Annotated in this window: 11 protein-coding genes; 7 read left to right on the top strand and 4 right to left on the bottom strand. The window is 53.4% G+C overall.

What is annotated here, in order from left to right; translation table 11 throughout:
• Positions 1-30 precede the first annotated feature (30 nt).
• Together moeB and moeA are read right to left on the bottom strand one after the other, a co-directional pair.
• Positions 31-792 carry a molybdopterin-synthase adenylyltransferase MoeB gene (gene moeB, locus GE278_07255; GenBank protein QLK60568.1) on the bottom strand — a complete coding sequence of 254 codons (762 nt, stop codon included), beginning with the start codon at positions 790-792 and terminating at the stop codon, positions 31-33.
• A 2-nt stretch (positions 793-794) separates the two neighbouring features.
• Complete coding sequence (gene moeA / locus GE278_07260; GenBank protein ID QLK60569.1) at positions 795-2,036, bottom strand: molybdopterin molybdotransferase MoeA; 1,242 nt, start codon at positions 2,034-2,036, stop codon at positions 795-797.
• Between the two features lie 247 nt (positions 2,037-2,283).
• Between moeA and GE278_07265 the strand changes: the two genes are divergently transcribed.
• Entirely contained in the window at positions 2,284-2,517 is a 234-nt protein-coding gene (locus GE278_07265; protein QLK60570.1) for a DeoR family transcriptional regulator, read from the top strand.
• 53 nt (positions 2,518-2,570) lie between these two features.
• Here GE278_07265 and GE278_07270 read toward each other — a convergent pair whose 3' ends face one another.
• Complete coding sequence (locus tag GE278_07270) at positions 2,571-3,362, bottom strand: hypothetical protein (GenBank protein QLK60571.1); 792 nt, start codon at positions 3,360-3,362, stop codon at positions 2,571-2,573.
• Positions 3,363-3,711: 349 nt separating this feature from the next.
• On the opposite strand from GE278_07270, the gene GE278_07275 reads away from it, so the two are divergent.
• A protein-coding gene (locus GE278_07275) for an IS5 family transposase (GenBank protein ID QLK60572.1) occupies positions 3,712-4,496 on the top strand; the annotation gives its coding sequence in 2 pieces (ribosomal slippage) (positions 3,712-4,044 and positions 4,047-4,496; 783 coding nt in all).
• 141 nt (positions 4,497-4,637) lie between these two features.
• Here GE278_07275 and tsgA read toward each other — a convergent pair.
• Positions 4,638-5,837, bottom strand: a complete 1,200-nt coding sequence (gene tsgA, locus GE278_07280; GenBank protein ID QLK60573.1) for an MFS transporter TsgA — start codon at positions 5,835-5,837, stop codon at positions 4,638-4,640.
• Between the two features lie 278 nt (positions 5,838-6,115).
• On the opposite strand from tsgA, the gene GE278_07285 reads away from it, so the two are divergent.
• The 5 genes from GE278_07285 (at position 6,116) to gsiD (ending at position 12,584) form a co-directional block, all read left to right on the top strand.
• Positions 6,116-7,117, top strand: coding sequence for a beta-aspartyl-peptidase (locus GE278_07285; protein QLK60574.1), 1,002 nt, complete (start codon positions 6,116-6,118; stop codon positions 7,115-7,117).
• Positions 7,114-8,982: a glutathione ABC transporter ATP-binding protein GsiA gene (gene gsiA / locus GE278_07290; protein ID QLK60575.1), complete on the top strand. Its 1,869-nt coding sequence runs from the start codon at positions 7,114-7,116 to the stop codon at positions 8,980-8,982. Before GE278_07285 ends, gsiA begins: the two co-directional genes overlap by 4 nt.
• 71 nt (positions 8,983-9,053) lie before the next feature.
• Entirely contained in the window at positions 9,054-10,610 is a 1,557-nt protein-coding gene (gene gsiB / locus GE278_07295) for a glutathione ABC transporter substrate-binding protein GsiB (protein QLK60576.1), read from the top strand.
• A 124-nt stretch (positions 10,611-10,734) separates the two neighbouring features.
• Positions 10,735-11,655: a glutathione ABC transporter permease GsiC gene (gsiC, locus tag GE278_07300; protein ID QLK60577.1), complete on the top strand. Its 921-nt coding sequence runs from the start codon at positions 10,735-10,737 to the stop codon at positions 11,653-11,655.
• 8 nt (positions 11,656-11,663) lie between these two features.
• Positions 11,664-12,584, top strand: a complete 921-nt coding sequence (gene gsiD, locus GE278_07305; GenBank protein ID QLK60578.1) for a glutathione ABC transporter permease GsiD — start codon at positions 11,664-11,666, stop codon at positions 12,582-12,584.
• Positions 12,585-12,595: the final 11 nt, after the last annotated feature.

Below are 12,595 nucleotides of genomic sequence, written 5' to 3' on the forward strand. Positions count from 1 at the left end.
TATCCGGGACTGACAGAACCTGACTTTCTATCAGCGCTCCCCACACACTTCGCAGTTCAGGTCTTTCATCAGTTTCATCTCGCGAAACTGCATCGTCATAGCATCGAACATCAGCAGTTTTCCGCGCGGAGTGTCACCGAATTTTGTCAGCAACTTGATGGTTTCCATCGCCTGCAAGCTGCCGATGGTGCCGACCAAAGGTGCCATGACGCCTGCCTCGACACAGGTCAGCGCATTTTCCCCAAACAACCGGCTGAGGCAGCGATAGCAGGGCTCTTGCGGCTGATAGGTGAAGACGCTGAGTTGCCCCTCCATGCGGATAGCCGCGCCGGAGACCAGCGGTTTTTTCTGCGCGAAGCATTCACTGTTCAGCTGATTTCGCGTCGTAACGTTGTCAGTGCAATCGACTACCACATCACATGAGGCGATCAGTTCCCTCAGCAATACGTCATCGGCCTGTGTGTTGACCTGATTCAAACGGATATGCGGATTGACTGCCGCCAGCGCCAGCGCTGCAGATTCCACTTTTGACATGCCAATCCGCGCATCAGTGTGCAGAGTCTGACGTTGCAGATTGGAGAGCGAGACGGTGTCGAAATCCAGCAGCGTCAGCGTGCCGGTGCCGGCGGCGGCCAGATATTGCGCCGCCGCGCAGCCTAATCCGCCCAGCCCGACAATCAGCGCGTGGCTGGCTTTAAGCTGTTCCTGGCCATCAAAATCAAACCCTTTCAGGACGATCTGGCGGTTATAACGCAGAGTTTCGGCGTCCGTCAGTTCCGGCAACGTCGTCATATTCAGCTCCGCAGCAGGGCGTTGAAAGGTTCGATTTCGACGATTTCACCGGCCGCGACATTATCACGCTCACGTTCAAGCACGATAAAGCAGTTGGCCTGACTGAAGGAGCTGAAGACGTGCGAACCCTGATGGCCGGTGGTGCACACTTCCAGCTGGCCTCGCGCGTTGGTACTGAAAATACCGCGCTGGAAATCGAGACGCCCCGCCGATTTTTTCAGTGGGGTGACAGCAACAGCCTGCAATCGCGACGGGAACTGCCATGCCGTATGGCCCGCCAGCCGGGCAATGAACGGCTGCACCAGCTGATAAAACGTCAGCGCCGCAGAGACCGGATTTCCCGGAAGGCCGCAGAACCAGCTGTTTTGCAGCTTGCCGAAGGCGAACGGTTTTCCCGGCTTCATCGCCAGTTTCCAGAATCCGATTTCGCCCAGTTCATCGAGCATTTGCTTGGTGTAATCAGCTTCGCCGACGGAGACGCCGCCGCTGGAAATCACCAGATCGGCAAATGCGTTGGCGTCTTCAAACGTTTTGCGCAGCGCCTGCGGATCGTCGCGAATAATGCCCAGGTCCAGCACCGTGCAGCCCAGCTGTTCCAGCATCAGACGTACCGCAAAACGGTTGGTGTCGTAAATTTGTCCTTCCTGCAACGGTGTACCGACCGGTTGCAGTTCGTCGCCCGTTGAGAAAACGGCGACTTTAAGCGGCTTCCAGACCTTAACTTCGGTCACGCCTAGCGACGCCAGTAGCGGCAGCTCTGCTGCACCGAGCCGCACGCCCGGCGGTAATACGCTGTCGCCTTGTTTGATGTCGTCACCGGTCAGGCGGATATTCTGGCCTGACACCACTGTATGCGTGAAACGTACACCCGTATCCGAGACATCCGCCTGTTCCTGCATAACAACCGCGTCCGCGCCTTCTGGTACGGGGGCGCCGGTCATGATGCGAATACAGGTCCCGGCAGGCCATTCACCATGGAAGGGGGCACCGGCAAAGGCTTTGCCTGAAACGGGTAATATCGCGCCGTCGTGCAGATCGGCACAACGCACTGCATAACCGTCCATTGCGGAATTATCAAAAGGGGGAACGAAAACCGGCGAAAGCACGGGCGCAGCGGTGATCCTGCCCGCTGCACTGTTCAGGGGGACAGATTCAGCGTCCTCTGTGGTTTTTGGCGGAACGTGGCCGCGCATTTTATCCAGCGCTTCCTGAAGTGAGATCAGACCAGCAGTATTAAATTCCATGAAGATTCCTTAGTGATAACGTCCCGGCGGCGCGGGTGATTTCACCGGAGACCGGGCGGAAAAATAGAGCATGCGCACAGTATGACAGAGAAACGGGACGAACCAAAAATCGTAACAGGCATAAAAAATTCGCGGGGATTGTCGGAAAATTGAGATCGATCCCAAAATTAATTATGTAACGCAGGTATCATGTTTGCCGTTATTTGTGATATCTGTCACACAACTGTCATGCAAACAGGAATAATCGGTGCTTAAAAAAAATCGCCATCAGGCCATCCTTCAGCTGGTAGAACAGTACGAAGTGTTACAGGTTAGCGAACTGGCACAATCGCTTGAGGTGAGTCTGGAAACCATTCGCCGCGATCTCAGTGAAATGCAGGATAAAGGTTTGATCCTGCGTCGCCACGGACGCGCACGCCGTTTGATTCAACACCCCGTTACGGGATGGATGAACAGCTTGCAACGCGCGCGGCAGCTTTAATTTCGACAAATGTTACCGCACAGGAAGGGATTGATCGTTTTTCAAACGCTGGTTTAATAAAATATGCAATTCACGCCAGGGTTAAGGGCTTTCAATTTGTCACTGATTGCGAGCCATTTCTGATGGAAAGCTCTGTCGTTGTCAATATCTCCAGGAAGTCTCTTAGGTATTATAACAATGCCGTAAAGTGTTATTTCTTTAGTTGCGGGTAATCCTTTGTAAATATTTATTCCAGGCCTGCCGACTACCAATATTTCATTATGCCTAGATATATCAGTTCTATTGAGAATTTCTTGTGGAGTCTTAATTTGGTTAAAACCTCCGGCCATTCTCGGGAATGGTGAGCCATCGGGTTTTATTGCATTTTTCTTTGTTTCACCTGTTCGAATACTTTCAAATAGTGCAGCTGAATCCAATACTTTCCCTGTGGGACTGGAATTTTGCCTGCCAATATGATTCGGAAACCAAACATCATGACTGAAGGTGCCTATTATATTCTGGCAAGGAACATCAAGTATTAATGCAATCTCGAAGAACAATCCTGTTTCTCTTTTTTTGAGGCCTTTATTCATTACGTCTTGAGCTTTCTTTATTTTGTTTGTATCGACGAGTGAAGTTGATAAGACGTCCCACGTACTGAACACTGCTTGTGCGGGCCTGGTAAATAAAGGGCCAGCATTTCGGCGTTCAATCGTGATGGTATGAGCCATGTAAATACCTTTCGGTAAATTCTCGCCGCGCCATCGCTCAAGATTTCTCTTAATGTGCTGTTCATCCTGGGTTAAAAATAGGTGATCTGTGGGCCTTGCAGTGGAGACATGTGATGTTGATTTCTTGTTAAACATATTAATTTGGTTCCTGAAAATTTGTCTTCGAGAATATATTATTCACTGAGTAAATATATCATCTGTCATATATTTATTTTTTAAATATATATCTTAAATACAGATGAATATTACTGCTTGGTCAATGGTAAAAAGTGCGAGTATATTAAAGGGGTATTTCACTATTGCAATGATTACACCTTGCTGTAAGTGTAACCAATTATTTCGGATATTAACTTCCTGATTAAGGTAATACGCCCAGCCTTTAAATAGGAATTATATTTATGACTATAAGAACAAAAGTGCTCAATGCAATGCATCAGGCGTACACATAGAATAATGTCAAAATAAGGCAGGTAACAAGTGGCAGATTAGCGGTCAACTATGGGAGAGAATAGCTCCACTGCTCCCGGTACACGAAACCCATCATCCGCTGGGGGCGCATCGCAAACGCGTTGATAATCGTACCGCTATGAACGCCATTTTCTTCGTGCTCAGAACAGGCTGTCAGTGGAATGCGCTGAATGCGACAGGCATTTGCTCATCAAACTCAGCCCATCGTCGTTTCCAAGAGTGGCGTGATGCCGGGGTTTTCGAACAGTTCTGGCAAAACGGATTGCTTGCCTGCGAGAAACTTGATGCCATTGACTGGTCATGGTTGTCCATGGATGGCTGCATGACAAAATCGCCACTTGCAGGCTCAAAAAAACAGGTCGTAACCCGACTGACCGGGGAAAGCAGGGCGTAAAACGCAGCCTGATGACCGATGCGAACGGACTTGCGCTCTCACTGGTTGTTGCCGGGGCCAATACCAACGACATCAAGCTGGTTGAAGATACGCTCGACGGGCTACAGACAGGCAGACCAGGGCAGAGGCTGCGTCTGTGCCTGGACAAAGGCTATGCAGCCGAATGGCTGGAAACCTGTCTGAAAGCACGTCGTTATGAACCCCATATTCAGTCGAGGAAAGAGGAGTCTGAGGCGATTAAAAACAGCGACTTCAAGGCACATCGTTGGGTTGTAGAAAGAACACATAGCTGGATGAATCGCTTTCGCCGCATCCTGACGCGTTGGGTGAAAAAGGTCGAAAACTACGAGGCGATGCTGCATTTTGCATGCAGCATCATGGTCTGGAATAAAATCCTATTGGGATAGGCTCTTAATTTACGGGTTGTTGCTTCAACGCATCGGCCTTGCCGTTTACTGAGGCCCAGCAGGAAGATGTAGGCGATAGTCTTTCTGGATTCACTGGAAGGCTGAAGCAGCAGGGCCGAAGCCCTGCTGTAAGCATTGATTTTAGTGTGCGGAAACTTCGTGGTTAATCTTTTCAGCCTTACTTTTCAGGCTGGCGAAAATCACCATCAGCACCAGCAATGCGTAGGAAATGGTCGCGATGTTCAGCGCCCAGAACAGACCGTACTGGTTGTAGATGAAAGAAGAGAACGACGCGAAAATCAATGTGCCGACGGAGCTGGTGGTCAGCAGTGCGGAGGTCAGCGTTGGCGGGGAGTTCTTGACCTGCAGGCTGCCGTAGCTCATCAGGCCGGAGAACAGGCCAGAGTTACAGAAACCGAACAGACCCACCGCAATCAGCACCAGCAGCTCGGAATTACTGGTGGTCAGCACGCTCAGGCTGGCCATACCCACCACCACAGAAACCAGCAGGAAGGTGCGCAGTTTCACGAAGCGGACGGTGAACTGGTTGAGGAACAGACCAATCGCTTTCACCATCCAGTAGGTGGTGATGTAAATTGCGGCGCGGTCGGTTTCCATGCCGAAATGTTCATGCAGCCAGCTTGGCATCCACAGCGTGAAGACCAGCTCGGTAAACACGAACGCGAACAGGGCGATACACAGGAAGAACACCGCAATGCCCCAGGGTTCCTGCGCGACGTTGCTGTTTTTCTCGGTTTTCACCGGTTGCGCGACGGTCGGGAATTTCTGGCCCGCACAAAGCAGGATCATCAGCAGGCTGAGTACGCCCATGATGCCGTACATCGCCAGCCAGCTTGCGCCATGTTTGAACAGGAAGCCCAGCACCAGTGAGAGCGTCATACCGGACAGTGCGAAGAAGAAGTCGGTGAAAATCAGGTTCGCCGAGCGCTTTTTCGGATCATCATTGATGCGCACCACCAGATAGCTGCCGATAGACATCATCAAACCCGCCGTTGCGCCGATCAGGAACACGCCGACACCAAATAGCGTGATGGACGGCACGATGAACAGTGCGATACACACCAGCACGGAAACGAAGGAGCCGGTCATCAGCTGTTTGCCCAGATCAAACTTACGCATCAGGATGCCGCTGACCATAATTGGCAGGAATAAACCGATGTTCATTAAGGAGAACATTTGCCCGATAAAGCCCGGATCTTTGTTGAAGGCGGTTGCCACTGGCCCGATAACGATACCGAGAGTGGAAACCAGTCCACCGGTAAAGAAGTAACTGAGCCAGGAGATCACATTGATCCGACGGCGGTTATAAACAGTTTCCATCACTGATTTCCTAAAAAGAAAAAATATAAAAAGGCCGCAGGAAGCTTAGCCAGAGGTGCTTTTATCCACGGTTAGGACGTTTATTATTCCCGTTCTTTAGTCATTTGTCTTGGATGTTTATTCGATCCCCTTATTTAATTTTCTCAAACAATCTAAGCAATTAGCGCTGTATCAGTGGTTTTACATTTCTGCTTTACATACTGTAGCGGGCTAAATATAGTCAAAAACAGGTCCGCATTTCTCTTTACATAAATACAACAACACAGGGTGCAGTGCTAATGAGTTCTTCTACTGATAATTCAGCGGCTTCCGTTTCGAACAAGAAGCGCCCGGTCATTGCGATTCATGGCGGTGCCGGGGCGATAACCCGTGCGTCCATGAGTGCCGAAAAAGAGCACTATTATTTAGCGGAGCTGGAACGCATTGTTTCCAGCGGGCAGGCGATCCTTGCCGCGGGCGGCAGCGCGCTGGATGCGGTCACCGAAGCGGTACGTTTACTGGAAGAGTGCCCACTGTTTAACGCCGGAAAGGGCGCGGTGTTCACCCATCAGGGCACCCATGAATTGGACGCCTGCATTATGGATGGCCGCACGCTGGACGCCGGTGCCATCAGCTGCGTTAACCATATCCGTAACCCGATCCTTACCGCCCGCAAGGTGCTGGAAGTCAGCCCGCACGTGATGTTTACCGGCGCAGGCGCAGAAGCCTTCGCCCGCGAACAGGGGCAGGAAATGGTCGGGGCGGAATACTTCTTTACGCAGGAGCGTTACGATCAGCTGCAGCGAGCCATTGCCGCTGACAGCGGTGTACTGCTCGATCACGACGGCGCATCGCAAAGCGGTGACCCGCTTGATCCTGAACGCAAATTTGGCACCGTCGGTGCCGTGGCGATGGACGCGCTGGGCAATCTGGCGGCGGCGACATCCACCGGCGGTATGACCAACAAACAGGCCGGACGCGTCGGCGATTCCCCAGTTATCGGTGCTGGCTGCTACGCCAGCAACAACACGGTGGCGATTTCCAGCACCGGCACCGGTGAAGTATTTATGCGTACGGTGGCGGCCTACGACGTGGCGGCGCTTATCGAATACGCCGGTTTAACGCTGGAAGAAGCAGCACATAAAGTCGTGCAGGAAAAACTGCTGCCACTCGGCGGGATCGGCGGAATGATCGCCATCGACCGCTTTGGCAACGTGGCGCTGCCGTTTAACAGTGAAGGCATGTACCGCGGATTTGCCCGCGTGGGCGATGCCCCCAGCGTCAGTATCTACCGTTCATGAATAATGCTATGAATCCCTCTCTTATCCTCCCGCCCGAGTGCGTTCTGGCAGTGAACAACCTCAGCGTGCAGTTCACACATGAAGGGCTGGTGATCCCGGCAGTCAATAATCTCAGTTTTCAGGTGCGACGTGGTGAAACGCTGGCGATCGTAGGTGAATCGGGTTCCGGTAAATCGGTGACGTCGCTGGCACTGATGCGCCTGGTAGAACAGGGCGGCGGACAAATTTCGCAGGGCGAGATGCAATTCCGTCGCCGTAACGGTGAAATAGTTGAACTGCTGGACGCCTCGCAGTCGCAAATGCGCAGCCTGCGCGGTGCCGATATGGCGATGATTTTTCAGGAGCCGATGACCTCGCTCAATCCGGTGTTTCCGGTGGGCGAGCAGATCGCCGAATCTATCCGTCTGCATCAGGATAAAGATCACCGCGCCGCCCGTGCGGAAGCGCTGAGGATGCTGGATTTAGTACGTATTCCTGAAGCGAAAAATATCCTCGACAGTTTTCCCCACCAGCTTTCGGGGGGGATGCGCCAGCGGGTGATGATTGCGATGGCGCTCTCCTGTAAACCGGCGCTGCTGATTGCAGACGAACCTACCACGGCGCTGGATGTGACCATTCAGGCGCAAATCCTGCAACTGATCCGCGTGCTGCAAAAAGAGATGCAGATGGGGGTGATTTTCATCACCCACGACATGGGCGTGGTGGCAGAAATTGCCGATCGCGTGCTGGTGATGCACAAAGGTAACAGCGTGGAAACCGGTGACGTCGCTTCCATTTTCCATTCGCCGCAACAACCTTATACACAGGCGCTGCTGGCCGCCGTGCCAAAACTTGGTTCGATGAAAGGTAAACCGCTGCCTGCGCGTTTTCCAACGTCTGAACAGCATGAAAGCGATCCGCAACTGGTGCAAAACACCCTGACGCCCGGCGCACCGCCCATTTTGCAGGTGAAAGATCTGGTCACCCGGTTTGATCTGCGCAGCGGCATTTTCAACCGCGTCACCCGACGCATTCACGCGGTGGAAAAAGTCAGCTTTGACTTGCATCCTGGCGAAACACTGGCGCTGGTGGGTGAATCCGGCTGTGGAAAATCGACCACTGGCCGCTCGTTGCTAAAGCTGGTGAAGAGTCAGGGCGGAACCATCATTTTTAACGGCCAGCCGCTGACCGACGTGAACGGCAGTGCGCTGCAACATCTGCGCCGCGATATTCAGTTTATTTTTCAGGATCCCTACGCATCGCTCGATCCGCGCCTGACGGTGGGGTATTCGATCATGGAGCCGCTGCTGGTGCATAAAATCGCCAAAGGCAAAGAGGCGGAAGACCGCGTGGCGTGGCTGCTGGAAAAGGTCGGACTGCTGCCTGAACACGCGCAGCGCTATCCGCACGAATTTTCCGGCGGGCAGCGGCAGCGGATTTGTATTGCCCGTGCGCTGGCGCTCAATCCTAAAGTGGTGATTGCTGATGAATCAGTCTCGGCGCTCGATGTGTCGATTCAGGCGCAAATTATTAATTTACTTATGGATTTGCAGAAAGAATTTGGTCTGGCATTTTTGTTCATTTCGCACGACATGGCTGTGGTGGAGCGTATCAGCCATCGTGTGGCGGTGATGTATCTCGGACAGATTGTGGAAATTGGCCCGCGTCGCGCGGTGTTTGAAAATCCCCAACATGCTTATACCCGCAAACTGATGGCGGCGGTGCCGGTGGCCGACCCGGCGCATAAGCGAAAAGAACAGGCGCTGCTGGTTGATGAAATCCCAAGCCCTATCCACGATTTAAACGATGAACCGCGCGTGGCCCCGCTGGTACAAGTGGCGGAAGGACATTTCGTGGCACGGCACGCCATTGCGGGTGTGTACTGATTTTTGTGGCCGCTCATATTGAACGGTCAATCTTCGTAAGACAAACGGGTAAGACAGGAAAAGGAACTGACATGAATCAGCAGAAACGTAAAGGTAAGAATGTTGTCCGTCAGGCCGTGCTCGCTGCCGCTGTTTTCGGTTCGCTGGCGTCCGCCCAGGCGTGGGCAGCCAAAGATGTAGTGGTCGCCGTAGGCTCTAACTTCACCTCGCTCGATCCTTATGACGCCAACGATACGCTGTCACAGGCGGTGGCCAAATCCTTCTATCAGGGGCTGTTCGGCTTTGATAAAAACATGAAGCTGGAGAACGTGCTGGCCGAAAGCTATACGGTGAGCAAAGACGGTCTGGTGTACACCATCAAACTGCATCCGGGCATCAAATTCCAGGACGGCACCGATTTCAATGCGGCGGCAGTGAAGGTCAACTTTGACCGCGCCAGCAACCCGGACAGCCATCTTAAGCGTTATAACCTGTTCAAAAATATCGCCAGCACGGAAGCGGTGGACGACACCACGGTGAAAATCACCCTCAAAGAACCGTTCTCGGCGTTCATCAACATTCTGGCGCACCCGTCAGCGGTGATTATCTCCCCGGCGGCGCTGACCAAATACGGCAAAGACATCGGATTCCATCCGGTCGGTACCGGCCCGTATACGCTGGAACAGTGGAACCAGACTGACTTCGTGAAAGTGAAGAAATTCGACGGCTACTGGAAGAAAGGCGAAACCAAACTCGACACCATCACCTGGCGTCCGGTAGTAGACAACAATACCCGTGCGGCGATGCTGCAAACCGGCGAAGCGGATTTCGCCTTCCCGGTGCCTTACGAGCAGGCCGCCTTACTGGAGAAAAACCCGAAGCTGGATCTGGTTACCGCACCGTCGATTCTGCATCGTTACATCAGCCTGAACGTCACGCAAAAGCCGTTTGATAACGTCAAAGTACGTGAGGCCATCAACTACGCCATCAATAAAGATGCGTTGATCAAAGTGGCATTTGCCGGTTATGCCGTGCCGTCCGAAGGGCCGTTGCCGCAGGGCATCGAATACGCCGCGAAATTCAAGCCGTGGCCATACGATCCTGCTAAGGCCAAAGCGTTACTGAAGGAAGCGGGCTATCCGGATGGTTTCACCACCACGCTGTGGTCGTCGCACAATAACAGCACTGCGCAGAAAGTCCTGCAGTTTACCCAGCAGCAGCTGGCGCAGGTGGGCATCAAAGTGAACGTAACTGCGATGGATGCCGCGCAACGTGCGGCGCAGGTTGAAAACGTCGGGCAGAAAGACGCGGGCGTGCGCATGTTTTACACCGGCTGGTCTGCCTCAACGGGCGAAGCTGACTGGGCGCTGTCGCCGCTCTTCTCCACCCAGGCCGCTCCGCCTAAACAATTCGGCACGGCGTTTTACAGCAATACGCAGGTGGATAAAGATCTGACCGATGCGCTGAAAACTACCGACAAAGCCGAGAAAGCCAAACTGTACGCCGATGCCCAGAAACAAATCTGGACCGATGCGCCGTGGGCCTTCTTAGTGACCGAACGGCTGGTGTCAGCCAAAAACAAACGCCTGAGCGGTTTTTATGTGATGCCGGATACGGCATTCAGCTTTGATGAAGCGGATGTGAAATAATCATTTCCGGTTTTTACAACGTTTCATTTTAGGGGAAACACGGTGATGGGGTTCCCGCAGGAGTGCCCCACGCCGTGTTAGCCCCGAGTATCTCGGACGAACCCATGAACGTATCTGATTTGCTATGCTGAATTATTTTCTAAAACGACTGCTTGGATTGATCCCGACACTGCTGATTGTGGCCGTGCTGGTCTTTTTGTTTGTGCATCTTTTACCGGGCGACCCGGCGCGGCTGATGGCCGGTCAGGACGCCGATGCCAGCGTTGTGGCGCTGGTGCGTCAGGATTTAGGGCTGGATAAGCCGCTGTATCAGCAGTTTCTCACTTTCTTTGGCAATGCGCTTACCGGCGATTTCGGCCATTCAATGGTCTCGAAGCGTCCCGTTATCGACGAAATCAGTTCACGTTTTATGCCGACTTTCTGGCTGACGCTGACCAGCATGGTGTGGTCGGTAGTTTTCGGGCTAGTGATCGGCGTAGTGTCTGCTGTCTGGCGCAACCGCTGGCCGGATCGCCTCGGCATGGCCCTCGCCGTTTCCGGTATATCCTTTCCCGCTTTCGCCCTCGGCATGTTGCTGATGCAGGTCTTCTCCGTCGAACTTGGCTGGTTGCCGACCGTTGGCGCCGACAGCTGGCAGCATTACATTCTGCCCTCCATTACGCTGGGTGCGGCCGTGGCGGCGATCATGGCGCGTTTTACCCGCGCCTCTTTTGTCGAAGTGATGCAGGAAGATTATATGCGCACCGCGCGGGCAAAGGGCGTGCACGAAGGTATGGTGGTGATAAAACACGGCCTGCGTAACGCGATGATCCCGGTGGTGACCATGATGGGGCTACAGTTTGGGTTCCTGCTCGGCGGCTCAATTGTGGTCGAAAAAGTCTTCAACTGGCCGGGGTTAGGGCGGTTGCTGGTGGATTCGGTCGAGATGCGCGATTACCCGGTGATACAGGCTGAAGTGCTGCTGTTCTCGCTGGAGTTCATCCTGATTAACCTGCTGGTGGACATGCTGTACGCCGTAATTAACCCTTCCATCCGATACAAGTGAGCAAGCGCATGAAAAACTGGCGGCGAAATGCCGTACTCGCGGGTCTGCCGATGGTCACGGCTGAAACCGCTAAATCACAGACGGTAAGGACACCGTGGAAGGCGTTCTGGCGTCGTTTTCGCAGGCAGCATATTGCAATGATTGCGGGCGCTTTTATCCTGCTGCTAATTGCTGCCGCGATTTTCGCACCGTGGCTGGTGCCGTTTGATCCGGAAAACTATTTTGATTACGACCGCCTGAACGAAGGCCCGTCAATGATGCACTGGCTCGGCGTGGATTCTCTCGGGCGTGATATTTTCAGCCGCATCCTGATGGGTACGCGTATTTCACTGACCGCCGGGGTGCTCTCGGTGGTGCTCGGCGCTGCCATTGGCACAGTATTCGGCTTACTTGCGGGATATTACGAAGGCTGGTGGGATCGCATCACCATGCGCATCTGCGACGTTCTGTTTGCTTTCCCCGGCATCCTGCTGGCGATAGCCGTTGTCGCCGTGATGGGCAATGGCATGTCGAACGTTATTATCGCCGTGGCGATTTTCAGCATTCCGGCGTTCGCACGACTGGTGCGCGGCAATACGCTGGTGCTCAAGCAACAAACCTACATCGAATCCGCCCGCAGCATCGGTGCATCCGACATCACGATCCTGTTCCGGCATATCCTGCCGGGCACATTGTCGTCGATTGTGGTCTATTTCACTATGCGTATTGGGACGTCAATCATTACGGCGGCGAGCCTGTCGTTCCTCGGCATGGGCGCCCAGCCGCCGACGCCGGAGTGGGGCGCGATGCTCAATGAAGCGCGCGCCGATATGGTGATGGCCCCGCATGTGGCGATCTTTCCGAGTCTGGCGATTTTCATGACCGTATTGGCGTTTAATTTGCTGGGGGATGGATTGCGGGATGCGCTGGATCCGAAATTAAAGAGTTGAGGTTTTTGCTC

The sequence above is a fragment of the Enterobacteriaceae bacterium Kacie_13 genome, from assembly GCA_013457415.1.
GTDB lineage: Bacteria > Pseudomonadota > Gammaproteobacteria > Enterobacterales > Enterobacteriaceae > Rahnella.

Excerpts from the sequence above, each read along its gene's own strand:
- GE278_07270 (QLK60571.1), bottom strand. The coding sequence starts at position 3,362 with ATGTTTAACAAGAAATCAACATCACATGTCTCCACTGCAAGGCCCACA.
- GE278_07285 (QLK60574.1), top strand. The coding sequence starts at position 6,116 with ATGAGTTCTTCTACTGATAATTCAGCGGCTTCCGTTTCGAACAAGAAG.
- gsiB (QLK60576.1), top strand. The coding sequence starts at position 9,054 with ATGAATCAGCAGAAACGTAAAGGTAAGAATGTTGTCCGTCAGGCCGTG.
- tsgA (QLK60573.1), bottom strand. The coding sequence starts at position 5,837 with ATGGAAACTGTTTATAACCGCCGTCGGATCAATGTGATCTCCTGGCTC.
- gsiD (QLK60578.1), top strand. The coding sequence starts at position 11,664 with ATGAAAAACTGGCGGCGAAATGCCGTACTCGCGGGTCTGCCGATGGTC.
- moeA (QLK60569.1), bottom strand. The coding sequence starts at position 2,036 with ATGGAATTTAATACTGCTGGTCTGATCTCACTTCAGGAAGCGCTGGAT.
- gsiA (QLK60575.1), top strand. The coding sequence starts at position 7,114 with ATGAATAATGCTATGAATCCCTCTCTTATCCTCCCGCCCGAGTGCGTT.
- moeB (QLK60568.1), bottom strand. The coding sequence starts at position 792 with ATGACGACGTTGCCGGAACTGACGGACGCCGAAACTCTGCGTTATAAC.
- gsiC (QLK60577.1), top strand. The coding sequence starts at position 10,735 with ATGCTGAATTATTTTCTAAAACGACTGCTTGGATTGATCCCGACACTG.